We start from the raw sequence: 22,914 nt of genomic DNA, 5'->3' as shown, positions 1-22,914 counted from the left end.
TGATACCAATTTTAAATTTGCATTGGGTAATGGTAATTAAGTAATTAGTTTTCTTGCCATCTTCCCTATTTTTACCTGTTCTATCAATCTCCTAATTTGCAACCATGAAAAAGAATACTAACTTGTCAGGAAATAGCTCACATAATTCTTATTTCCTACCTCTAGCTTCCTTAATTTTCTCGGTTGCTATGTTATTGTTGGTAGGACGTGCTGGTGCTAATAATGCTGTTCTGCGTTCCATTTTTTCCTGTCAAGCGCAGGGTTTAGGGGGACTAATACCTACAATCAAGATTTGGTATCAACAAGGAACAAACTTAAGTTTTATTCCATCTGGAGAAGTAATTAAAAAAGTTTGGTTAAACGATCCATCACAGGTAACTCTAGATTTTGATGGCCCTGTATGTATGCAGTTTGGTCAAGAAGCTAATACTAATATAGGAGATTGTAAAAACTCCGCAGCAAATGTAATTCAACTCAGACGAATTAAAAAGCTGAACATTCCTGGACTTCCTCTTACTAAAAATACACTTTTAACAGTTGTTACCGAAGCGCAAGGTAGAAATAAGTTATATACTTTTCGAGTGATATATGGAACAGATAATCCTGAATATCACACTTTAGCAATTTTTTCCGATCCTTCTGGTCAAGAAGGAGCTTGTGCGAAAGTTCCACGATAAACTTCAAAAGTAGTACTCAACAACGACTGAAGTTTAGCTTTGACAAAAAAGTGCTGATGCTTACGGATATCTGCATTGTGGCTTTCTAAAATTCTTGCTTTAATGGGCAACTCTAAAAGAAGAGAGGCTACAAGGGTTAGGTATATTTTGGTTAGCTCTGTATTCCATACAATTGAGAACCGCAATACACCGCCATTAGGGTAAAGAATCATGAATGAGCAGGGTTGTATTTCAATCAATTGAAAAATGCTATAACTTAACCATATTGGCTTAAGCAAGTTGTCACAATAAAATCAAACTATGTAAATAAAAATGAACTAGGCTAAAACCCTTATACATATTGCCTTTTACCTTTTGCCTATTGCCTTATCCCAACGACAATTATTTACGCCCAACTTACTTACTCAAGCATTTTAAGCCGACATCTTTATAATTCTTCAGATAAAAATCAAGCACAAATTAAAAATCTGTGTAATTATAAAGAAAAGCTTAAGAGGTTACAGACTCATGGTAACAGCGAAAATGATGCAACAGCTTTGGGCTGTAATCGAGTCTACCCAGGTCAACACCCTGCTCCATTTTGACGATGCTGCTTTAGTACAATTACTCCTCCAGCAGTTAAAAGCGAAGCAGGTTCTTGATGCCCAGGCAGATAGCAGCCTCAATACTTATATAAAATCTAAACTGCCTCTCATTCGTGATACGGCTGAAGGTCGGTTATCCTTCGGGCAAGGCGGCAATCATTAGCGCGAGAAATCGATTGCTTAATGCCAAGCATACGCTCAGAGTTGAAACAGTTGAATATTATGAATCACTGGCTAGTAATCGCCCTAGTAGCTTATCTAATTGGAGCCGCAATTGAAGGGGTGAGTACAGCCAGCCAGCTATCTCGTTCAGTGCCAGAACTAGCTAAAAGTACACAACAAGCTCACCCTTCAGAGTCTGCCACTGGAACCAATTCGACTTGGCGAGTTGTGGCCGCGATCGCTTCAGTAAGTATCTGTGGAGCTTTTTTCTGGCCTTGCCGCCTCATCCACCGTTTAATGAAAGGGAACGTCAATTCATAAACTTAAACCTGGCTGAAGCTGGGGACAAAATATATCTATTTACAGTTGGTAAATTATACAGTTTGTTCTGGTGTCTCTACCTTTTGCCCAATTTTTGGCTCAGTACCAGCAAACAGTCGTTCAATATTAGTGCGATGGCGCAAAATTACATATAATCCACCGGCAATCCCAAACAGAATATAGGGTAACGGTTGATACAAAATTACCATGAAAATGGAAACAGCGATCGCACCTACAATTGAACTTAAAGAGACAATCCGCGATATTGCCACAACGACGGCAAACACACCGGCTGTTGCTAAACCTACCTGCCAACTCATTGCCAATAAAATCCCCAAGCTGATAGCAACAGATTTACCACCGCTAAAGCCCAAAAAAATCGATTTACTATGTCCCAGAATGGCAGCTAACCCAGCTAAAATTACTACCCACGGTTGCCACAGTTGTGCATCTACCGTTGCAGGGATAAAATTTTGACTAGAGGCGAAATTGAATAACCAGTAAACTAGAGCGATCGCTAATACTCCCTTTAAGGCATCAAGTACTAAAACAAATGCTCCTGGCCCTTTACCCAAGGTTCTTAGCACATTAGTTGCGCCAGTGGAACCTGAACCAACTTCCCGAATATCGATACCTTTTAACTGCTTCACAGCAATATACCCAGTGGGAAAGGAACCCAGTAGGTAGGCTATGACCACAATCGCCCCACATCCGGTTAACCAAATAGCCATAATAAAATTTAAAATTCACGCATTCAAAATTCAAAAACTATGTAGAAACGTTGCATTGCAACGTTTCTACTATGGACTAATTAAAAGTCATCATCATAGTTTCTCACGGTTTTGGGGTCAGGAGCAAAGGCTAACCACAGAGGAAATTGCAGCAGTGACAAACTGATTTGCTCTTCTGAATCGTCAATGATAATTAAGGGCAGTTGATTGGCTTTCGTCAATCGGTCTGCTTTCTGAGCAAGAGCATCAGAAGCCTCAAATAATACTACACCCCGGTCTGGTCCAAAATCTGGGCGACCGATTCCCAAACAGTCTTGTAAGCCGCGCCGCCATTCACCTAATCGCTCTGGTGTATTAGCTAAAACTAAAGTACGAATGCGATCGCCATACAGCTTGTGTAATATCGAAATTGCAGCTGAGGCAATCAGAATATTCTGTAAGCGGCTACCCATTGTCCGCAAACCACCCCGTCCCCCTTGGGTAAAAAACCAATTCGAGACTCGCTCTGCATGGATTGGTTCAAAGGTTCGGCGTAGTTGCCATGCTGGGCCGTAATAATCTGGTTTATTGCGGTATTGGTCAATTAGGCGGCGAATTTGCTTTGTAGTATCTTGAAACTGCTGTTGGGCAAATTGAGGTATTCCAGGTTGCGATTCAACAGGTTTAGCCTCTTTTACAGCTGGTTTTTCTCGTTCCACCACTGTTGGCGTTAGTTGCAACTGTTCGGCAGCAACGGCTAAATCCTGTAAGCTACCCGTGAGATAGTCTTTAAAACCCTGCACCCGAATTGCCAAGTCTTGGGATGTACCAGCAAAAGTGGTTCGCATCTCGTTGCGGATACGTTCTTGACGGCGTTCTAGTTGTTCTACAGAAATTTGTAGGGTTTGTTTGCGTTGTTCTAACTGTACCAACGACTCTTGCACAATTCGTCCCAGTGAGGTTTGAGTTTCGCTCACTTGTGTCTGAAGGGTTTTATAAGAAGCTTGCAGCTTAACTATTTCTTCCTTGAGGGCTGCTTCAGCGTTTTGCAACTCTGCTACTCGCTGCTCTGCTTCTGCATATAATGAATGATTTTCTGATTCTATTTCTGACCCCAGTGCGGTATTTTCTGGTTCCGACTGCGCTACAAACTCGCCATTTGAATTTTCTGTTAGCTCTACTGTAGTATCTACCACTTCTGCATTGGAGATGAGTGGCTCAAAAGTTGCGTAGTTTTCTGATGAGCTAACGCCTCCTGTTTCTCCCACTGACTCAACAGATGGATTGACTGGATGTTCAACTGCATTGTTTTGCTCTTCTTTTTCTGCCAACCGCTCATCAATTGGTTCTGGGGTTTGAGATGCCTCTGGGTTCATAAACAATAGTGTAATTCCTATGACGCGAATAAATAGCTTTCAGAAATATTACAATTAACCTGCCATAAAAGTCCTGAGTCACAAGGGCTGAGTTATGAGTTGAGAGCAAAATGACTCACCGCTCATGGTACTCAGCACTAAATACGCGGACAACGTTGTTCTAAGCAAGTTTTCAAGGTGTTGGGGTCAAATAAAATCGGCAAAAAGTGAATACTTTTAATTTCTTTAAAGTAAAACAAAATGGGGACTCCATTCCAGAAGATCCGCCAGTTTTGCCATTCCTGGTAGGGAAAGCGCCGAATCAATTTTTCACTTCTGTAAATATCTAAGTCGGTGACGGTAAATTGCAAACGCAGCGTTAACGCTTGAAACATGAGAAATAAGCCAAACAGTGTGAAAACAGCGCCTATCCACGGTTGTACCAACAGTAGTGGAATAGCGGTAATCACCAATACTATAGGTATATTGTAACTAGGCTTGAGTTCCACAGTTGATGTGGAGTTAGGAGCAAATGAACTGGTCACAGTTTTAAATCCTGCTTTATTAGTAAACATATCTCTTATTTTAGGAGTCAGAAGTAGAGACGCGATTAATCGTGTCTCTACAAGAGTGAGGAGTTTTAACTCATCACTCCTAACTCCTAAATACTCACTTCTCACTTTTATAAGCCTTTCAAAAATGCACTGCCAAGTCCTTGAAACATTAACCAAGAAAGAAAGAAGTTGCTAACAAATATAATTAGCAAGGCAGTCACAACAGCAGTTGTGGTTGACTGTCCTACTCCTTTAGCTCCTCCTGTTGTCGTCAATCCCCAACTGCAACCAATTACGGCGATTAAAATCCCAAAGCAAAACGCCTTAAGCATGGCGCTAATAATATCCCAGATCCCAAGAAAGTTACGGGCTGAGTCTAGAAATACCGTATCAGAAAGGTTGTAGACATTTGTCGCAATTATGAATCCTCCGAACATCCCTGTTATCAAAGACAGGAGGGTTAAAATTGGTAGCATTAAACAGCAAGCAATAACGCGGGGAATGACCAGATAATCGATTGGATCTGTTTTTAACATCAACATGGCATCGATTTGTTCTGTGACGCGCATGGTACCGATTTCGGCTGCAAAGGCAGAACCGACTCGCCCAGCTAAAACCACTGCTGTCAACACGGGAGAGAGTTCTCTTGTCAACGCTATAGAAAGCACCCCCCCGATAATGTTTCCTGCACCAAAGTTGATAAATTCCCGCGCCACTTGAATGGTAAACACCGCGCCGACAAAAATAGCCGTCAATAGGGCAATAAATAGGGAATCTGGCCCAACTGCTGCCATTTGTTCTAAGGTGTTGCGCCGATGGATTTTGCCCCTCAATAGGTGAACTAGTACTTGCCCACCCAGAAAAATCGCTGCCAGCAATCGCTGACTCCATTCTCCTAAACTGGATTTGGATGTAGTCTGGTTCAATGTTCTGTAGCTAACTCGGTAACTGCCTTAAGAATAGCGGAAGTCGTTGGGATAGGGAATGGGGAATTGGGAATTGGGAATTGGGAATGGGGAATGGTTATTTCTAACTCATTGCCCTTATGCCCCTGACTCTCAAGGAGGCTGAATATTAACTTAGATTAAAAATGCTCTCAGAAAAAAAAGCTATTATTAAACGTGCTGCAAACCAATGAATGAATGCTAATCTTGACCACAAGCTTGATTATGCAAGGGTTTGATTGATTTAAATAATTTTGGAAAGCCCCAGCACGTGTTGTAACTGGTAGCCATTTCTTTTAATGAAAACTTAAGATTTTTGACAGATTGTCTGCTTAGGAGCGATCGCACGTATTGTAGAAAATGACAAACCGCTATCTAGCTATTGTCATCTCTACTCACGGAGTTTGTCCTAAATGACTATTTTCATTAACTTTCTCCGCTCCTTAGTACTTACGATCATATTTAGTTTTGTCGCTCCCATCTTCTTCGTTGGCGGTGGACTGCTCCTTTTATCCCTTATTGGTTCCCTTCCGGGTTTACAAGAGTTAACTGAGGCGATCGCCACTGAGATTATACGTTTTCTCGCCACCTTTGGCAGTGGGACTCCCCTGCGTGGATTATTTGTAATTAGCTTGACCTGTAGTTTCGTCGGGTCACTGTTTGATACTTATGTTTACTATCGGTATCAAATTTTACGAATAGATTCATAAGTGATGTGAATAGTCTTCGTCAGGTGTTCATGGGCTGTACAAGAGAGGAAAAATTGAGATTCCCCAAAATGAATGTATTACTGGTCTTAACCTAAACAGTGATTAGTGTTGCTGAATGAAATTTTATTAATTAAATTGAGTACCGAAATTATTAATTAAATACTTATTGTTAATTAGTTATTAGTTATTAATTACTGATAAATGTTCTGTGTGCCCGACTGTAGTAAACCAATCCGAAAACAGTCAAAAAGCTAGTAGAACAAGGGCTTTGAAACTTTTAATTATGTAAAATAGCTAAAATAGTCTGTGCTAAACCACCGCATTGAACGCTAGACTAGAGTTTGGCATTTTGTGTTGGCTGCAATCTTTAAGGAATTTATTAGCATTCATCGAGAATATCAAATAAAACTCACTGCAAAATATAAAAATTCCCTTAAAATCTGATAAACATAATGCCTGCTCATGTTTCTTAACAGAGCAAAGAAGGTCGTCTGACCTCTGGGGATCTTATATTGAGTTTATTACGAGGAATGTTTACAGCTCATGGTTTGGCCGTTTAAGCCCAAGTTTAGAAAACAAATTGCGCGGATTGAAATTACTGGTGCGATCGCCGGTGCGACTCGCAAACGCGTCCTAGAAGCACTGAAAACTGTAGAAGAAAAAAAATTTCCGGCATTATTGCTGCGTATCGATAGCCCTGGCGGTACAGTCGGAGATTCTCAAGAAATTTACAGCGCCCTGAAGCGTTTGCGCGAAAAAATTAAAATCGTCGCTAGCTTTGGCAATATTTCGGCTTCTGGAGGTGTCTACATCGGTATGGGAGCAGAACACATCGTATCTAACCCAGGTACAATTACGGGTAGTATTGGTGTGATTTTGCGTGGCAATAACTTGGAACGCTTGCTAGAAAAAATCGGTGTTTCCTTCCAGGTAATTAAGTCTGGCCCTTACAAAGACATTTTGGCTTTTGATCGGCAGCTGACTCAACCAGAAGAAAACATCTTGCAAGAGTTGATTGACACAAGTTATCAGCAGTTTGTCCAAACGGTAGCTGATGGCCGTTCTTTAACAGTAGAAGCTGTAAAAAGTTTCGCCGATGGTCGGATTTTTACTGGACAGCAAGCCCTAGAATTGGGTGTTGTAGACCGCCTGGGCACAGAAGAAGATGCCCGTCGCTGGACAGCAGAATTAGTCGGACTCGATCCGGAAAAAACTCTCTGCTATACCCTAGAAGAACGTAAACCCCTATTGAGTCGCCTTCTACCAGGAAGTCGTCAGGTTTCATCAGGAATTCGATCTGGAATTGATTGGCTCGAATTTGAAGTCTCTACTAGTGGTTTACCGTTGTGGTTATATCGTCCCTAGCTTGAGTTAGGAGTTAGGAGTGAGAAGTTAAGAGTTTGAACTCCTAACTCCTAACTCCTAACTTCTAACTCCTAACTTTTATCTTTTTAGGAGGATTTTGGCGTGGAGTGGCAAATGCGGGCTATTCGCGGAGCAACAACTGCTTCAGAAAATACTGTTGAGGTAATTCAAGAAGTAGTTACAGAACTACTAGATGAATTGGAAAATCGGAATCAATTTCAGCCGACAGACATGATTAGTGTGACTTTCTCAGTGACACGCGATTTGGATGCGATTTTTCCAGCTGCGATCGCTAGAGCGCGTCCTGGTTGGGATAATGTGGCCATGTTGGATGTGCAGCAAATGCACGTCGAAGGTAGCTTACAGCGCTGCATTCGGTTCTTAATCCACGCCTATCTGCCAGCCTCCGCCTCAATTCATCATATCTATTTACGCAACGCCGCTAGCTTGCGTCCCGACTGGAGTTTGCCTCAGTCTTTACAAACATCACAGCCAGTAGTGAAGTCAAAAGTGTAAATTGAATCATAAAGAGTACATTTTGCTTCTCTTACGAGACGCTACTGCGTTAAGCGAAGCTATGCAGTTCGCGTAGCGTGTCGCAGAAAAGCCTCTCGTTCGCATTAGCGTCTCTGAAAGAGAAGAGAAGGCTCTACGCTTCATACCTTCGGGAACGCCAGAGGCGAACGCAATGACGACTCATTATCTTAGTAAATTTGTTTGCATTGGGATGCTCCCAATTTGTATATTTCAAAAAATGATTAATCACTTCTGTGAGACTGCTTGACAAGCAAATAGTAATCTTGTCATAGAATCAATCAGATAAATTCATAAAATCAGAACTTTTTTCATCCAATATTTAAAAAATTTTGCCTGTTAATTTGAATTTGAACAGATAGTTAATTTAGTTTAATATTTGAGCGGCAATGATTACAAAATAGCAAATATTCTATGTTAAAACTACTTAAATACGCTGGTACTTTTATCATTACGGCCTGTTTGCTATTTGCTTGTCAGAGGGCACCAATCGAATTCAAACGCCCTCCCTTGAAAATACCAGTTGGATATTTTGTTGGGGAGTATCCAGGCATCATTGCTCAAGAAAAAGGATTCTTCAAAGCCCAAGGGGTAGATGTGGAACTAATTCTTCATAAACGATACATCCAATTGGAACAAGGAAATTTCAGTGCGGGTAAGTATGATGGTGCTATGTATTCTTTGGGAAGTTTTATCATCTTGAGCGCCACAAATCCAGATATACAATGCGTGATGGTTGTAGATGAATCAACAGGAGCAGATGTAGTAGTCGCCCAATCACAAATTAAAACCGTTGCTGACTTGAAAGGGAAAAAACTGGGTGCAAATCTAGGCGGTTTTAGCGAAGTTTTCGTAACTGAGATGTTGAAAACTGCCAACTTAACCAGCGATGATGTGAACTTAGTTAAATCAGCAGGGCAAACGCATCTAAAGTATAAGAATCCTTTAATAGCAAGGGTTTTGGCGTTTTTTAATTTAGCCTATTTTTTCATCAAGATCCTTGCCCAGCAAGGGTTTCAGAAATCCCGTGCGTTCGCCCTGGTTAAATCAGAGGCTTCAGAAGTTCCTCAACGTCTGGAAAATAATACTATTCAAGCTGGACACACTTGGGAACCCCATCTTTCTGAAGCGAGAAAATTAGGGGGACATATCCTATTTACCAGCAAACAAACCCCTGGCTTGATTTTAGATATGATTGTCTTTCGCGGTGAGATCATCCGCGATCGCCCTGAAGATGTTCGTGCATTCGTGCGAGGATGGCTGCAAGCAGTAAACTACTGGAAAGCAAATGTTCAGGAAGGAAACGCTATCATCAGCAAAGTCTTAAAAATTCCTAGCAATACAATCTCTCTGGAGGGAGTAAACCTAATTGATTTAGGTGAAAATCAAAAATTATTGCAATCTAGCAGCTCTAACTCCATCTACAAAACTGCCAAGATATATACAGACTTTTTTATTCGCTCTGGAAACGTCACGCGCATTCCTGAGCTAAAAACTTTGTTCAATTCTTCATTCTTGAAGCCTCCCTCCTAGTTTAAAGCCATGAAGCAATCTCTTTTGGGCGGCATCCGTACAAAGTTGATCACTTCGTTTCTGATTGTTGCTTTGATTCCGTTGCTGTTATTGTCATTTATCAACAAACAGACAACTGAAAAAGCACTAACTGACAATGCGAAACAAGCCCTATCTGCGGCAGGGCAAACGCATCTAAAGTATAAGAATCCTTTAATAGCAAGGGTTTTGGCGTTTTTTAATTTAGCCTATTTTTTCATCAAGATCCTTGCCCAGCAAGGGTTTCAGAAATCCCGTGCGTTCGCCCTGCTATCTGCGGCGGCTAACGAAACTGCTAACAGAATAGATGCCTTTATTTATGGAAATCTCAATGCCGTGCGTGTAGAGGCGATTTTACCAGGTTTGGCACGCTACCTCAGCCTAACTCCAAAACAGCGAGATGACAGTCCCGAAATGAAATTGGCGACAGAAACATTAATCCGTCTCAGTCGCAAAGATATGCTCAATATTATCTCATACTCTTTGCTCGACTTAAACGGGAAAAATGTATTGGATACATATACAACACCGAATATTGGCAAAGATGAATCAGTTGAAGATTATTTTAAAAAACCGCTAGAAACTGGGTTATCTTTTGTTTCTAGCATGAAGCGATCGCCGACAATTCCTGACCTTATTACCCTGTTTTTTAGCAGTCCAGTTCGCAATGCCAAGGGAGATATATTGGGTGTATTGCGTGTTTCATACAATGCGACTGTTGTTCAGCAGTTAGTAACTAGAGAAACTGAACGAGCTGGGGTAAAATCATTTGCTATTCTTTTAGATGAAAATAATATTTATCTGGCACATAGCACTGCCTCAGAACTGCTTTTTAAATCAATTGTGCCTCTGCCTGCCGATGTTGTAACTCAACTGCAACAAGAAAGACGTTTGCCTAATTATCCTGTCAAAGAATTGGCAACTAATGAGTCAAAACTTAAGCAAGCATTGGATAATAAACAGTCGGATTTAATTACATCTTTGTCAGCAACAGGTAGTCAGGTTAATCTGATTGCGATCGCTCGTTTAAAATATAAACCTTGGTCTGTGTTGTTCGCACAACCCCTTGCTGTTGCCCTAGCACCTGTAGAAAAGCAAATTCGTGACGCAATGTTTCTATTTGCAATTATCGCTTCAGTAGTGACAATCATTGCTTTTGCCATTGGGCAAGTGCTAACAAAGCCAATAATTTCCCTTACCAATATAGTTTTCCAGTTTACCGCAGGTAACTTAGACATCCGCGCCAAAATTAGCTCAAAAGACGAAATAGGTCAACTGGCAAAATCGTTTAACAATATGGCACTTCAGTTACAAACATCTTTTGAAACTTTAGAACAACGGGTACAAGAGAGAACAGCAGAGTTACTAATTGCTAAAGAAAAAGCAGAAGATGCAAATCAGAAACTAGAACAACTGGTAAATCTAGATGGTTTGACTCAGGTGGCTAACCGTCGCTGCTTTGATGGACGACTGCAAGCAGAATGGAAACGCCTTGGACAAGAACAACAACCCCTGTCACTGATTTTATTGGATGTTGATAAATTCAAATCTTACAACGACTACTATGGGCATATTGGAGGCGATAATTGTCTAATCAGAATAGCGCAAACAGTGCAACAGACAGTTCATCGTCCTGCTGATCTAGTAGCGCGTTACGGAGGAGAAGAATTTTCGGTACTACTCCCCAATACTGACTTAGTAGGAGCGATCAAAGTAGCAGAAAGTATTCAACAAGCAATTCACGATCAGGCCATTCCTCATGCAAAGTCTGATATCAAGGATATCGTCACACTTAGTTTGGGTATTAGTTCTGTAATACCCACTTGGGACATCAAGCCAGATACACTTATCGCTTCAGCCGATCAAGCAATGTACAATGCCAAACAAAAGGGGCGCGATCGCTATTGTACGGCTGATTTCCTTCCAATTGATACCCAGTCTTAGCAGGTTCTAGCAGCGATCGCTCCAAATGTGGTTATATGAAATCAAAGATTTTTGACCCGTTGGCGCAGCCCAACCTAGGCATCCCTTCATACAACAACTCTATTCTTTGTTAGGACTAACGCAAAATATTTCTCAAACTCTGATTTCCCCGTGTCCTCTGCGCCTCTGCGGTTCGTTATTCTCTAAGTGTAGGAATAGTACCAATTAAAGGTGCGATCGCTTCCAGAGGTTATTTTGATGGTTGTTGAAAAATCTTTTTAGTTTAATTGAGCCTAATATTCTTCGCAACACCGTTGCTATGTTCAAGCTTGTTTTGACTTAGCGGTAAAGACTCTTGAGAAAGGTATTCTAAAAATTTAACTGCTTTTAGTAAAGATTCTCCCGATAATTATTCCAGCAGTGTTATTCCTCTTGAGCGAATTTCTTCAGGTGGAGTCATGGGCAAGTTGACCTCATTTACATCTAAGTTCAACTGTAATCCAAGTTTTTTGTCTTCCTCTCTGCCTAAAGTCTTATCCTTGCAGGTTTCTCGCTGTTGTAACTCTGAGCTATTTATGAGCAGTGGAATTGTGGCGACATCATAATCATCCGGCTCTAATAATATTTTGAATGCCTGAAAACATCGAGTGAGAGAGTATCGATCAACTTTGTTGCCACAGCTTAAAATCTTACACAGGGTATGAGAGTCTAAACCTGTCTTAACACTCAGATTGATGAGTGTAAATCGCTTATTGCCGTTTTCATTAAATTCTGTTTGTTGTTTTGCTAACTCAAGTTTATGTAATCCTTTAGGCGTAAGGATTACACCACGTATGCGTTGTTTTGGAAGCATAAAGAAACAGTTGGATTTTATTTCCGCAACACTTTAAGCAAAAAAGAGAGTCAGCCGAGAGGGAAATCACAACTTTTAATGAGCATCCGGTTTTGGCAGATAGTTTTTTATACAACCCATATAGGGGTGCTTATTATATTTCTTCCAAAAGTGGATGCGCTCAAATTACACTTCCAGTACTTTGATTTTAGGAATGTTATTCAACAGTAATTTTTGATAGTCAGAGTATATGGATATCAGATAGAGATTGAACAGAGTATAGTGAACAATGAGTGTAATTTTAAATACTACAATCTCATAAAACACGCAGTTTTAATAATATGTAACTAAATTGGCTTTGCTGAGTTTTAGATAATTTTTCGTTCTTTTGGGCGAAAAATCAATCTTTTACTTTGCTCAAAATTCTCAATTTCTCAGTTATTGAAGAGATTTCTACTGATGGTTTAGAGCAATAATTGTAATAATTCTTAATTTCCCTGGGCTTAAGTTGGCAAACTTCCATTGCTTTAGAGGTATTGCAAAGTGTATTATTTTAACTATTAAAACTCATTTAACTAAAATTAATGACCGATTGTAATATAGAAAATCTCAAACTAATCTGACTTTTCACGGCATGTTGAAAAGGGTATTTTTAGGGTTTCACAATCCCTGATTTCTACATTCCTCATTGTCAATAATTTTAGATACACCTTGGCAGAAAGTTATGCTTTCCGCCCCGGGCAAATTATCCTTCGGGTGACACACAATCATTTAAATTTCAGGGATTAAAAACATGAAATTTGTTAGTGGTAAAAAAGGTCTCAACCTGAAGAAATTCTTCAGGCGATATTTGATAATACCATTGCTTTTTGTAACATTTCTTTTTGGAATTTTTACAACATATGCCATTGCCCAAACTGGCGACCAAACTTGTCCCAAACCTGATACAAAGACAAATGAGATTATTAAAAATCTGATAATTGAGTCTATTGCCGCAGACCAATCTAGTTTACAAGTTCAGTGCAATTCTACCAACAATTCTGATCCAATAACCATTTCTGTCAACAAGCCAGAGCTTAAAGCAACTTTGCAAGGATTTTCGAGTGGCGATAAGGTTAATATTGCTTACACCTCTGAAAAGGATCTTACAAGTATTTCTGTGATGAAATCAGTAAACAATGGCATAGAGAGGTTTTCTGCACTTATAATTACTGGAATTGCGCTTTATCTGATTTCCTATTTGATTGTACAGTTTGCGTGCGGAAAAAACTTGAATAAAATTTTTCTTGGTCAGGACAATCGGCTTAGTAATTCTAAGTCTCAAATGGCAATTTGGTTTTTTGTTCTTCTAGTAGGTTACATCTCCTTAAGTTCTTTGCGTGTCATACATGGTGGTCTAGGATTTGTTGGGGGAATCGGCATCCCTCAGAACCTTTTGCTTCTATCAGGATTAAGTGCTTTGACCTATGGGGGAGCAAAAGTTATTACTCAAAGTCAAGTTAACAGCAAACCGAATAGTAAACTGAGTAGTAGTAAGGATAATGGAAGTCTGAGTGATTTTTTCACTGATGATGATGATGAAAATATAGACTTTGGCGATCTCCAAATGAGTTTTATTACTCTCCTTGCCGTTGTGGTTTATCTACTACAGCTAATTAACTTTCTAGGTGTCCTCGAACTCCATCGTTTGGTGACATTACCTGATGTAGATACGACGATATTGTCAATATTTGGTATCAGTCAAGGAGCCTATCTTGCGAAAAAAGCCGCTGTTGCTACTGGAGCAAAAGAACCGCTAAAAATTGGAAGTGAGGGTGAAGAGGTGAAAAAGCTTAAAGTACAGCTTAAGCTTATTACAACTGATCCTAACAGGTTTGACTTGGCCACTGAAGAGGCAGTCAAATCGTTTCAAAAGGATAAGGGCTTACATGAGACTGGAATTGTTGACTCGAAGACTAGGAAAAAATTAGGGTTGTAACCCTCTTCTGTCACTTTCCGGGAAGGCAATCGCTAGAAGCCTCATGAGGCAATCGATACAAGCTATACTATTAGAAAAAAATAGGTCTTGTATTTGTTATTAGAAAATAATCGTGCAATCGCTTGCTATACAAAAGCTCTAGATTTTAGAAAAGGCAAATGTTTTCGGAGAGTGACAGAAGAGGGGTAAGCTAATCGTCATTCATTTTTCCAGAATGATTCGCTTGTAGTAAGGGCTTCAGCCCTACCTTTATGCAACTTAAATGCCGATTAGCTTATAACAAGTAAAAGTGCGATGCCTACGGCGGCCTGCGCCTACGCACTCTTTTGCTGCTTGAATTGAGGAAACTTAGTTTGCTTCCCGCAGAGTGTTTACAAAGAAGTAAGTCAGATAGAAATCACTTTTTTGATTTTTAGTAAATGCGATCGCATAAAATTGTGCCACAGTAGAACTTTTGGATTTTTTTGGGATAGTAGTATAATTAAATTATATATACAACTTTATTTTTTCCAAAGTGTTGAGTAGCTAACGATAAAATCGTGTTTTGTCGGTGATAAAATTATACAGATTTTTTATTTACCTACACGTTTAAACGCTACTACAAGCTAATGTGCAATTACTCATGATTTTTTGAGTACTACCTCAAAAAAACCTTTATTTAAAAGTTGCGCGATGACACACACAACCACAGAGCGTCTATACTCTTTTGAAGAATATCTCGCTTATAACGATGGTACTGATAGCCGTTATGAACTGGTGGATGGGAAACTAGAACGCATGAATCCACCAACATTTAGACATTTACTAATTTCTGACTTTATTCAGGATAACTTTAAGGCAGAAATCAATCGCTTGAGTTTACCTTGGCTATGCTTTAGAGAGGCAGGGGTAAGAACAGGATGGCGAAAGTCAAGATTGCCTGATGTTTATGTTGTAAGGGCTGAACAGGTAATGGAATTCCTTGATGAGTCTGCTGTTTGTCAGTCTGCGCCGATATTAGTAGTGGAAGTTGTCAGTCCTGATTCAGTAAAACGCGATTATCGATATAAACGTTCTGAATATGCAGCGTTAGAGATTTCTGAATATTGGATTGTAGATCCAATAGAGTCAAAAATTACGATTTTATTGTTGTCAGAAGGATTGTACGAGGAAAAACAGTTTAGCGGGAGCCAGCAAATTGTGTCTGCAACTTTCCCGGAAATTGCACTTACAGTTGAACAAGTTTTGTCTGCGGGTAATGTTGGTTAAAAAATAGACCATCCCTTCTGCTAGTTATGACAAGACGTAAAACTCTGCGTTTACTTAAATAACCTAGAGGATTTAATTGGATACAGTTGTGCTAAGTTACGTGGTTATTTACAGTCACCCAATGTAAGCGATCGCACTTTCGGGAAACTTTCGAGGCGATCAATTTCAGAGGTTATTTTTATATAGCGATCCGATTTCATTTATGAAATTATTTGCGTAGTCAGGCAATAGTCAAGAAGCCTCTTTGAGTTATACTGAATTTTTTAAACAATCAAATATGAGTCCTATGGATTAAAATTTATGTAGGAGGTAAGCTATATGTTAAAAAAAATTCAAGGAATTTATAAAAACGGCAAAATTGAATTAGCTGAAACACCAGAAGGTATCACTGAAAGTTTAGTGTTTGTCACCTTCTTAGAAACTAAACCCAGCCAATGGCCAGAAATAATCATGCAATATTCAGGTATAAAAGAAAGTATTATTTTTGAATCATATCGAGAGGAACTGATACCACCGAACGAAATAGAACTTTAATTATATATGGGTTATTTACTGGATACTTGCGTCATTAGTGATTTTGTCAAAGGAGAAGAAAACACCCTCAAGCGAATAAAGTTAATCTACCCTAATGAAATTTTTGTTTCATCTCTAACAATTATGGAGGTGAAATATGGATTAGCTATAAACCCACAACGCGCTGTTAAAATCCAATCAACTATTGAAATATTATTAGATTCAATTACAATTTTACCTTTTGATTCAAAAGAAGCAGAACAAGCAGCCCAGATCAGAAGCTTTCTTAAATTAGCTGGTTCACCGATTGGTGCTTATGATGTACTTGTAGCAGCCACCGCAGTAATCAATAATCATATTGTGGTGACATCTAATGTCCGAGAATTTCAAAGAGTACCTAACTTGCAAATCGAAAATTGGCGTTCTGTGTGAGTTTAATTACTGCGATCGCTCGCATCCATCACCAACCAAAATTACTTATTTGGCTTTGTTTGGAGAGCGATCGCCTACCTGATTTACTTCCATTAATACCCAGCGTTGGCAGTATCCTAGCAATGATCGCTCCAGGTGTGGTTATTGAAATCAAAGATTTGTATAGAGTTCTTGCACTAAAGCATCCATTTCAAGCTTCTTTTAATCTTGGGTTCCTGAAACCATTATCAGAAAAATGGGTTTAAAACCCCGTGTTTCCAGCACGGCTTTAAAGTAACTCGTCAAGGAGTAATGAGTAATGAGTGGATGAAAAATGGGTATTTACTCATTACTTATTACTTATTACTCATTACTCCTTCTTAAGAGTGCGTTCACGGCGGTGAGGATGTCAATAAATTATTCGTTGTATTCGGTTGAAGTTCTCTAGGATGTTCTGTTTGAATGAATTCATCAAACAATTTGAAAAACTGATCTAGTGCAGTGTGTTCATCTTGGGAAAAAAATAAAATAATCTGATCCCAAGTCTGATTGGAAGTTAAATTAAACCTCTGCTGAATCCAGGTTTGAAATCCTGAAAATTCCTGTTCTTGTTGTGTTTGAGGGATTGCTATCTGGCGACGGGCAAAGCAGTAACCTGCAAGAAAAGTGCGGAGATTGGATATAGAAGGTCGTCCTAAATACATAGCAGGACGTTTGCGTATATTGTGGATTAGGTCATATAAATCAACCATCTGTCCCTCTTGCTTAAAAATCGGTTTCGGTGATTTGGAAATTGCCGCCTAAATCTAGAGCAGGGCAGTATAGGTTATTAATCCAGTCTACTCTGGAAATTCCTTCAGGGTGGATGTTGTCAAAAATGAGTTCTTGCCCATTAATTTCAACGGCGATCGCTTCATGTAGCCCATTAATAGAAATGTTTTGTTGGAGGCGTTCATGGTAAATGTTGCAGAAAGGATCTTCTGTACTACCTGTGAACAGACTAATCTGTTTACCAGAAATGTTTTGATTAATCAGGAATTGGCGCAGGGCAATAGCACAGGAAACACATTGAAAAACTTGGAATTGTGAAGCGATCGCACTCAGTTGACTTTGAAGGCTAGCCTTGGTCATGATGTACTTGTGTCAATTTCCCAGTGCTAGCCATTAGTGGGCGATAGCTGTATACAATAACTCTATTCTTTTTGATGATGAAAGCGAATCCCTAGAAAGATGTCGTAAACAAACTCAAAAAAGTCCTTTTTCTGCAACAATCCTGAAGTTTGATAACATCCTTTTTCATCTAACAGGGGCTTCATTACATAGTATGCAGGTTGATAATTATACCAAGGAATAGAAGGCCACAGATGATGAATTAAGTGGTAATTCTGTCCCATAATCAGAATATTGAGAACTTGGTTCGGGTAGACGCGAGCATTTTTCCAGCGATCGCGCTCCGCAAAAGGACGATGAGGCAAATAGTCGAAAAATAATCCCAGTGCTATGCCCACTACAAAAGCTGGTATAAACCAAAAATTGAGAATGTAACCCAAAAAGTGGTATTGCACTGATATATAAACAATTACACCGACAATTAAGCGGCTGACGAACCATTCCAGTAGTTCATATTTCCGCCACAGTCGCCGTTGAAAGAAAAACACCTCATGGTACAAAAACCGCACCGCAATCAGCCACAGTGGGCCACCCGTAGAGACATAATGATCTGGGTCGTCTTTGGGATGGTTGACATGGCCATGATGCTGTAAATGCACCCGCGTAAACACTGGAAAAGCAAAAGCTAGCATCAACGCACTGCCATGCCCTAACATCGCATTCATCACCCGGTTGCGATGGGCAGATTGGTGACAAGCGTCGTGAATAACCGTCCCAGCACAATGCAAGGCAATAGTGTTAACGCTAAAGCAGAGCCAGTGGGGCCATTCCCAAAGCCAGTAACCAAAGTTAGATAACACCAGCATTGCTACAGCTACCAAAAACAGCAATAGCGTGGGATTAAAATCACCAGGAGGCGCTAAAAATTCCTTTGGCGGGATTGTCAGTGGCTTTCGTGCCTCCGATGCGATCATCTCTAACATTGACTCCTTCTTAATCAAACATTACGAATATACGATAAATATTAGTGAAGAATAAAGTTTTGTAACCTTTTGTATAGCAATATTTATCCACAGCTTTGCATATCAGTAGATGAATAACGCTATGATTCCAGACAAGAACTAATCTTTACTGATAAGTGGGGTATGGCAATTGTCAAAAAGTTGATGGGATAAACTCTTTCGTTGGGAGGATGGATACAAGATTGATGTACTATATCTAGTCTATCCCACAGCCCTCACTCTCCCATAAAACCTCTCTAACTGCTTATATCTATTGGTATAGCAGTGACTGAAAAGGAGATGCAACTTAAGTTACGATGACTTCCCAGATAGCTCCCTCACTTCAGCCCCTATGCAATTAAGAGATTCTCTGCGCCGGACAAAAATTGTCGCTACTATTGGCCCCGCCACTAGCAGTCCTGAAATGCTCAAGGCGATTATTGAAGCGGGAGCCACGACGCTGCGGCTAAACTTCTCCCACGGAACTCATGCCGACCATCAGCGTAGTATTCGCTTAATTCGGCAAACCGCTTTTGAATTAAATCAGCCAGTGGCCATTCTCCAAGACTTGCAGGGCCCAAAAATTCGCTTGGGGAAGTTTGACAACGGGTCTATAGTTTTGGCAAAAGGCGATCGCTTCACCTTGACAAATCGTCCGGTGGTAGGCACACAGGAAATTAGCTGCGTCACCTACGATTATTTAGCCGAAGAAGTCCCAGTTGGTGCAAAAATCCTCCTCGATGATGGACGAGTAGAAATGGTCGTGGAGGAGATTAACCGAGACAAAGGTGATTTGCATTGTCGCATCACCGTGCCTGGTAAACTTTCTAACAATAAAGGCGTAAACTTTCCCGGCGTTTACCTGTCAATTAAAGCAATGACCGACAAAGACCGAGAGGATCTGATGTTTGGTCTAGATCAGGGTGTAGATTGGGTGGCACTTTCCTTTGTCCGCAATCCGCAGGACATGATCGAAATTAAAGAACTAATTTCCAGTACAGGCAAGCAAGTGCCGGTGGTTGCCAAAATTGAAAAACATGAAGCCATTGAACAAATGGAGGCGATTCTGGCTTTGTGTGATGGCGTGATGGTTGCCAGAGGCGATTTAGGCGTAGAATTGCCAGCAGAAGATGTTCCGGTACTCCAAAAGCGGCTAATTGCTACGGCAAATCGCTTAGGGATTCCCATCATCACCGCCACCCAGATGTTAGACAGCATGGTGAGCAATCCTCGTCCCACTCGCGCGGAAGTGTCGGATGTGGCAAACGCCATTTTAGACGGCACTGATGCGGTGATGCTCTCCAATGAAACTGCTGTGGGTAGCTTTCCTGTAGAAGCAGTGGCGACGATGGCGCGGATTGCCGAGCGGATGGAGCAGGAAGAAGCCCAACACTTAAACTTGCGTTCCGTGAGAGATGCTCGACGCTCCATTCCTAATGCGATTAGTCAAGCTGTAGGTCAAATTGCCGAACAACTAGGTGCAGCGGCAATTATGACCCTAACGCAAACTGGGGCTACAGCTCGCAATGTCTCTAAATTCCGTCCCAATACACCGATTTTGGCTGTTACCCCCCACGTGAATGTAGCGCGGCAGCTACAAATGGTATGGGGAGTAAAACCGCTATTGGTGCTAGGATTACCTTCCACAGGTCAGACATTCCAAGCTGCGATTAATGTGGCTCAGGAGTTGAAGTTACTTTCTGAGGGTGATTTAGTAGTGATGACTGCTGGCACACTCCAGGGAATTTCCGGCTCCACAGATTTGATTAAGGTTGAGGTGGTGACGGCGGTACTAGGTCACGGAATTGGATTAGGACAAGGTTTAGTGAGTGGTCGCGCACGGGTAGCTAATACTGGCATGGATGTTAGTAACTTTAATCCTGGAGACATATTAGTTGCACCGCGCACTAGTGCTGATTTTGTTGAGGCTATTCGGAAATCTGCCGGGATTATTACGGAAGAAGAAAGTCTCACAAGTCATGCGGCGGTGATTGGCTTACGTCTCGGTGTGCCAGTGATTGTTGGCGTGAAGCAGGCAACGCAGGTGATTCGCGATGGGGCGATTATAACGCTCGATCTGCAACGGGGTTTGATTTACTCTGGGGCAGTGAGAACGCCTTAGAAGTGGGGAATGGGGAAGAAGCAGGGGAGCAGGGGAGCAGGGGAGCAGGGGAGCAGGGGAGCAGGGGAGCAGGGGAGGCAGAGGAAGAATTAATAACCAATACCCCATGCCCAATGCCCCATGCCCAATCCCTTTATCAAACAGTTGCGATCGCAACCCCAAGCCATCCAGCAAAGTTTTTCTGCTGTGTAGAGTCAGGATGATCAACAGGTTTTAGCTGATATCGAGTTGGATGCGGTGACGCGAGGGTAATGGAATAAGTACGCAGTTCGTCTTGATGGAAAACTGTGACTTGGATGGTATCGTTTGCTTGGTAATCTTTCAGGCGATCGCTTAAACTACCCGCCGCTACCTTAATCCCGTCAATTGCTAACAACTCATCACCTGCATCAATTCCCCCTACTTGTGCAGGTGAATCAGTTTCCACAAACTTAATCATCTCCCGCCCATTCTCTGTATTTATTCTCACACCCAGATAAGGTTCTTCCTGCTGTTCAGCTACCAAATGCAAACCAAAGGGTTCTAGATACTGATTAAAAGGTAAATCATCAGTACTATCAATGTAGCGTTTAAAGAAATCAGTCAAATCAATTCCGGCGACAGATTCTATAACTTCCTGCAACTGTTCTGGAGTATAGCCAATTTCATCTTTCCCAAATTGCTGCCACATTTTCAGCATTACGTCATCGAGGGAGCGTTGATTGTCGTGAGTAGAACGAATCAGTAAATCCAGCAACAACGATACCATTTCTCCCTTTAAATAGTAAGAAATTTGAGAATTACCGCTATTGGCATCGGGGCGATAGAGTTTAATCCAGGCATCAAAACTCGACTCGGAAACGGGTTGTACCTTGCGCCCCGGTGTCGTTTCATATCTGGTAATTTCTTTGCTCAAGTTATTCAAATACGACTTAACATCATAAATTTCTGCCCGCAAAGGAATTAACAAGTCATAGTAACTAGTAGTACCTTCACAAAACCATAATGATGGTGTGTAGTTTTCTTGGTCATAATCAAAAACTTCTAATGCTTTTGGGCGAATTCGTTTGACATTCCACAAGTGAAAGAATTCGTGTGCAACTAATTGGATAAAGCGATCGTATTTTTCCTGAGCGCGAAACCCAAAACGCTGGTAAATTAACGAGCAAGAGTCTTTATGCTCCAAACCGCCAAAAGCTTGGCTAAATAAATGTAGCAGAAACACATATCGTTCATAAGGTAAACCGCCGAACATCTGCGCTTCTACCTGAATAATTTTTTGGATATCAGCAATCAACTGCTGAACTTGGTAATTACCTTTCCCCCAAATTGCCAGTTCATGGGGTTTTCCTAAGACCTCAAATTTATATAATTGATGGCTACCAATTTCAAAGGGAGTATCCACCAAAGTATCAAAATCGCTCGCCCAGAAAGTATTTGTTTCCTCACCTACGGGAGGTAGAGCAGTTGTTACCTGCCATTCTGGGTATGGTGGTACGATGGTAACGCGAATGGGTTGCTTATCCCAGCCCGGTAGTCTAAAAAATAATGCTGCACCATTGAAATAACCGTGGGTTGCATCCAAGTGATTTGTCCGTACCGATAGCTCATTGGCAAAAATTCGGTAACGTATAGTTAATTCTGAAACACCTGTTTTGTCTACCTGCCAGTGATTTTTGCTGATTTTTCGCCAAGGTAAAGGCTTATCCTCTGCAAAAACCACAAAATCCTGTAAATTCTTGGCATATTCCCGAACTAAGTAAGAACCGGGTGTCCATACCGGCAATTTTAAATCGAGAATCGGCGAGGGGTAATCGACAATGCGTAAAGTTACCTCAAACAGATGGGTTTCTGGTTGAGACATTGCTACTAAGTAATGAATCGTTGGGCCAGTTTCCTGGATATATGCGTTGGGACGAGTTGCTGTTGCTTCAGTCATCTTGGTGCTGAGTTAATAATCGATAGGTAATTTCTCTCATGATGACAAATTTGCATGTTAAGTTTCGCCTTTTATTGGTTGCGGTAGTCAAAACCTAGTTTATTTGCCACATTGCAACCGATCGCCTGCTGCCAAAGCAATCTTTGCAACTTCCAAAATATTTGTATTAATTTTCACTGGTTGCGTTGGTGGGATTTGCAAGGTAATTTATTGTTGACTGGTGAGGAAAGAGCCGAACAGGAAAGACAAAGAGCCCATCGCCTAACTACCCAATTGCGATCGCTCACCATTGAACCAGAAGCTTAATTCGCTTCTGCTTCGTTAAGTAATTTTATTCCAAAGGCGATCGCTCGGCGTTGAACCAGAAGTCTAATATTTTTCAAGTATGGGT

General features: G+C 40.9%; 23 protein-coding genes and 1 pseudogene. 15 read left to right on the top strand and 9 right to left on the bottom strand.

All coding sequences use genetic code 11. The annotated features are described in order from the left end of the window. Positions 1-104: 104 nt before the first annotated feature. The 3 genes from FD724_RS22385 to FD724_RS22375 all read left to right on the top strand — a co-directional run bounded on the left by FD724_RS22385 (position 105) and on the right by FD724_RS22375 (position 1,744). The gene (locus FD724_RS22385; protein WP_179074140.1) at positions 105-677 is read left to right on the top strand and encodes a hypothetical protein; all 573 of its coding nucleotides are present in this window, start codon (positions 105-107) and stop codon (positions 675-677) included. 507 nt (positions 678-1,184) lie between these two features. After that, a complete protein-coding gene (locus tag FD724_RS22380) occupies positions 1,185-1,424 on the top strand; it encodes a hypothetical protein (RefSeq protein WP_114082867.1) in 240 nt (79 codons plus the stop codon). Positions 1,425-1,483: 59 nt separating this feature from the next. Then, positions 1,484-1,744: a hypothetical protein gene (locus tag FD724_RS22375; RefSeq protein WP_041566350.1), complete on the top strand. Its 261-nt coding sequence runs from the start codon at positions 1,484-1,486 to the stop codon at positions 1,742-1,744. Positions 1,745-1,797: 53 nt separating this feature from the next. Here FD724_RS22375 and plsY read toward each other — a convergent pair whose 3' ends face one another. The 4 genes from plsY to FD724_RS22355 form a co-directional block, all read right to left on the bottom strand. Next, positions 1,798-2,475, bottom strand: coding sequence for a glycerol-3-phosphate 1-O-acyltransferase PlsY (gene plsY / locus FD724_RS22370; RefSeq protein WP_179074139.1), 678 nt, complete (start codon positions 2,473-2,475; stop codon positions 1,798-1,800). 80 nt (positions 2,476-2,555) lie between these two features. Beyond that, complete coding sequence (locus FD724_RS22365; RefSeq protein WP_179074138.1) at positions 2,556-3,830, bottom strand: DUF3086 domain-containing protein; 1,275 nt, start codon at positions 3,828-3,830, stop codon at positions 2,556-2,558. Between the two features lie 137 nt (positions 3,831-3,967). Then, positions 3,968-4,384, bottom strand: coding sequence for a DUF3119 family protein (locus FD724_RS22360; RefSeq protein WP_179074137.1), 417 nt, complete (start codon positions 4,382-4,384; stop codon positions 3,968-3,970). 107 nt (positions 4,385-4,491) lie between these two features. Further along, the gene (locus tag FD724_RS22355) at positions 4,492-5,289 is read right to left on the bottom strand and encodes an MlaE family lipid ABC transporter permease subunit (RefSeq protein WP_012410611.1); all 798 of its coding nucleotides are present in this window, start codon (positions 5,287-5,289) and stop codon (positions 4,492-4,494) included. A 431-nt stretch (positions 5,290-5,720) separates the two neighbouring features. Here FD724_RS22355 and FD724_RS22350 point away from each other — a divergent pair, with 431 nt between their 5' ends. The 5 genes from FD724_RS22350 to FD724_RS22330 all read left to right on the top strand — a co-directional run bounded on the left by FD724_RS22350 (position 5,721) and on the right by FD724_RS22330 (position 11,411). Further along, complete coding sequence (locus tag FD724_RS22350; RefSeq protein ID WP_179074136.1) at positions 5,721-6,017, top strand: hypothetical protein; 297 nt, start codon at positions 5,721-5,723, stop codon at positions 6,015-6,017. 543 nt (positions 6,018-6,560) lie between these two features. Next, entirely contained in the window at positions 6,561-7,382 is an 822-nt protein-coding gene (sppA, locus tag FD724_RS22345) for a signal peptide peptidase SppA (protein ID WP_163930209.1), read from the top strand. Positions 7,383-7,496: 114 nt separating this feature from the next. Continuing rightward, the gene (gene aroH, locus FD724_RS22340) at positions 7,497-7,898 is read left to right on the top strand and encodes a chorismate mutase (RefSeq protein WP_199346339.1); all 402 of its coding nucleotides are present in this window, start codon (positions 7,497-7,499) and stop codon (positions 7,896-7,898) included. 432 nt (positions 7,899-8,330) lie between these two features. Then, positions 8,331-9,449 carry an ABC transporter substrate-binding protein gene (locus tag FD724_RS22335; protein ID WP_179074134.1) on the top strand — a complete coding sequence of 373 codons (1,119 nt, stop codon included), beginning with the start codon at positions 8,331-8,333 and terminating at the stop codon, positions 9,447-9,449. A 9-nt stretch (positions 9,450-9,458) separates the two neighbouring features. Next, positions 9,459-11,411 carry a diguanylate cyclase domain-containing protein gene (locus tag FD724_RS22330; protein WP_256874334.1) on the top strand — a complete coding sequence of 651 codons (1,953 nt, stop codon included), beginning with the start codon at positions 9,459-9,461 and terminating at the stop codon, positions 11,409-11,411. Between the two features lie 388 nt (positions 11,412-11,799). Here the strand turns inward: FD724_RS22330 and FD724_RS22325 are convergent, their stop codons facing one another. Then, a complete protein-coding gene (locus tag FD724_RS22325; protein WP_179074133.1) occupies positions 11,800-12,243 on the bottom strand; it encodes a hypothetical protein in 444 nt (147 codons plus the stop codon). Between the two features lie 772 nt (positions 12,244-13,015). Between FD724_RS22325 and FD724_RS22320 the strand changes: the two genes are divergently transcribed. The 5 genes from FD724_RS22320 (at position 13,016) to FD724_RS22300 (ending at position 16,638) form a co-directional block, all read left to right on the top strand. Beyond that, complete coding sequence (locus FD724_RS22320) at positions 13,016-14,200, top strand: peptidoglycan-binding protein (RefSeq protein WP_179074132.1); 1,185 nt, start codon at positions 13,016-13,018, stop codon at positions 14,198-14,200. 672 nt (positions 14,201-14,872) lie between these two features. After that, a complete protein-coding gene (locus FD724_RS22315) occupies positions 14,873-15,448 on the top strand; it encodes a Uma2 family endonuclease (RefSeq protein WP_179074131.1) in 576 nt (191 codons plus the stop codon). Positions 15,449-15,766: 318 nt separating this feature from the next. Further along, complete coding sequence (locus FD724_RS22310) at positions 15,767-15,982, top strand: hypothetical protein (protein ID WP_179074130.1); 216 nt, start codon at positions 15,767-15,769, stop codon at positions 15,980-15,982. 6 nt (positions 15,983-15,988) lie between these two features. Then, on the top strand, positions 15,989-16,393 hold the full coding sequence (locus FD724_RS22305) for a type II toxin-antitoxin system VapC family toxin (RefSeq protein WP_179074129.1): 405 nt from the start codon (positions 15,989-15,991) through the stop codon (positions 16,391-16,393). After that, positions 16,390-16,638, top strand: coding sequence for a hypothetical protein (locus FD724_RS22300; RefSeq protein WP_179074128.1), 249 nt, complete (start codon positions 16,390-16,392; stop codon positions 16,636-16,638). The genes FD724_RS22305 and FD724_RS22300 overlap by 4 nt, the downstream gene beginning before the upstream one ends. Positions 16,639-16,764: 126 nt before the next feature. Here FD724_RS22300 and FD724_RS22295 read toward each other — a convergent pair whose 3' ends face one another. The 3 genes from FD724_RS22295 to crtR all read right to left on the bottom strand — a co-directional run bounded on the left by FD724_RS22295 (position 16,765) and on the right by crtR (position 18,456). Then, positions 16,765-17,124, bottom strand: a complete 360-nt coding sequence (locus FD724_RS22295; protein ID WP_179074127.1) for a hypothetical protein — start codon at positions 17,122-17,124, stop codon at positions 16,765-16,767. Positions 17,125-17,137: 13 nt separating this feature from the next. After that, positions 17,138-17,503 (bottom strand): papain fold toxin domain-containing protein, encoded by a 366-nt coding sequence (locus FD724_RS22290; protein WP_179074126.1) that lies wholly within the window; start codon positions 17,501-17,503, stop codon positions 17,138-17,140. 62 nt (positions 17,504-17,565) lie between these two features. Then, positions 17,566-18,456, bottom strand: coding sequence for a beta-carotene hydroxylase (crtR, locus tag FD724_RS22285; protein ID WP_179075592.1), 891 nt, complete (start codon positions 18,454-18,456; stop codon positions 17,566-17,568). Positions 18,457-18,835: 379 nt separating this feature from the next. Between crtR and pyk the strand changes: the two genes are divergently transcribed. Beyond that, the gene (pyk, locus tag FD724_RS22280) at positions 18,836-20,605 is read left to right on the top strand and encodes a pyruvate kinase (RefSeq protein ID WP_114082851.1); all 1,770 of its coding nucleotides are present in this window, start codon (positions 18,836-18,838) and stop codon (positions 20,603-20,605) included. Positions 20,606-20,741: 136 nt separating this feature from the next. Here the strand turns inward: pyk and FD724_RS22275 are convergent, their stop codons facing one another. Further along, positions 20,742-22,523, bottom strand: a complete 1,782-nt coding sequence (locus FD724_RS22275) for a M61 family metallopeptidase (protein ID WP_179074125.1) — start codon at positions 22,521-22,523, stop codon at positions 20,742-20,744. Between the two features lie 177 nt (positions 22,524-22,700). Here FD724_RS22275 and FD724_RS22270 point away from each other — a divergent pair. Continuing rightward, positions 22,701-22,829 (top strand): annotated as a pseudogene (locus FD724_RS22270) (Uma2 family endonuclease); the annotation flags it as partial. Positions 22,830-22,914: the final 85 nt, after the last annotated feature.

The organism is Nostoc sp. C057 (genome assembly GCF_013393925.1).
GTDB lineage: Bacteria > Cyanobacteriota > Cyanobacteriia > Cyanobacteriales > Nostocaceae > Nostoc > Nostoc muscorum_A.
This window is presented reverse-complemented; position numbering and strand designations above follow the sequence as displayed.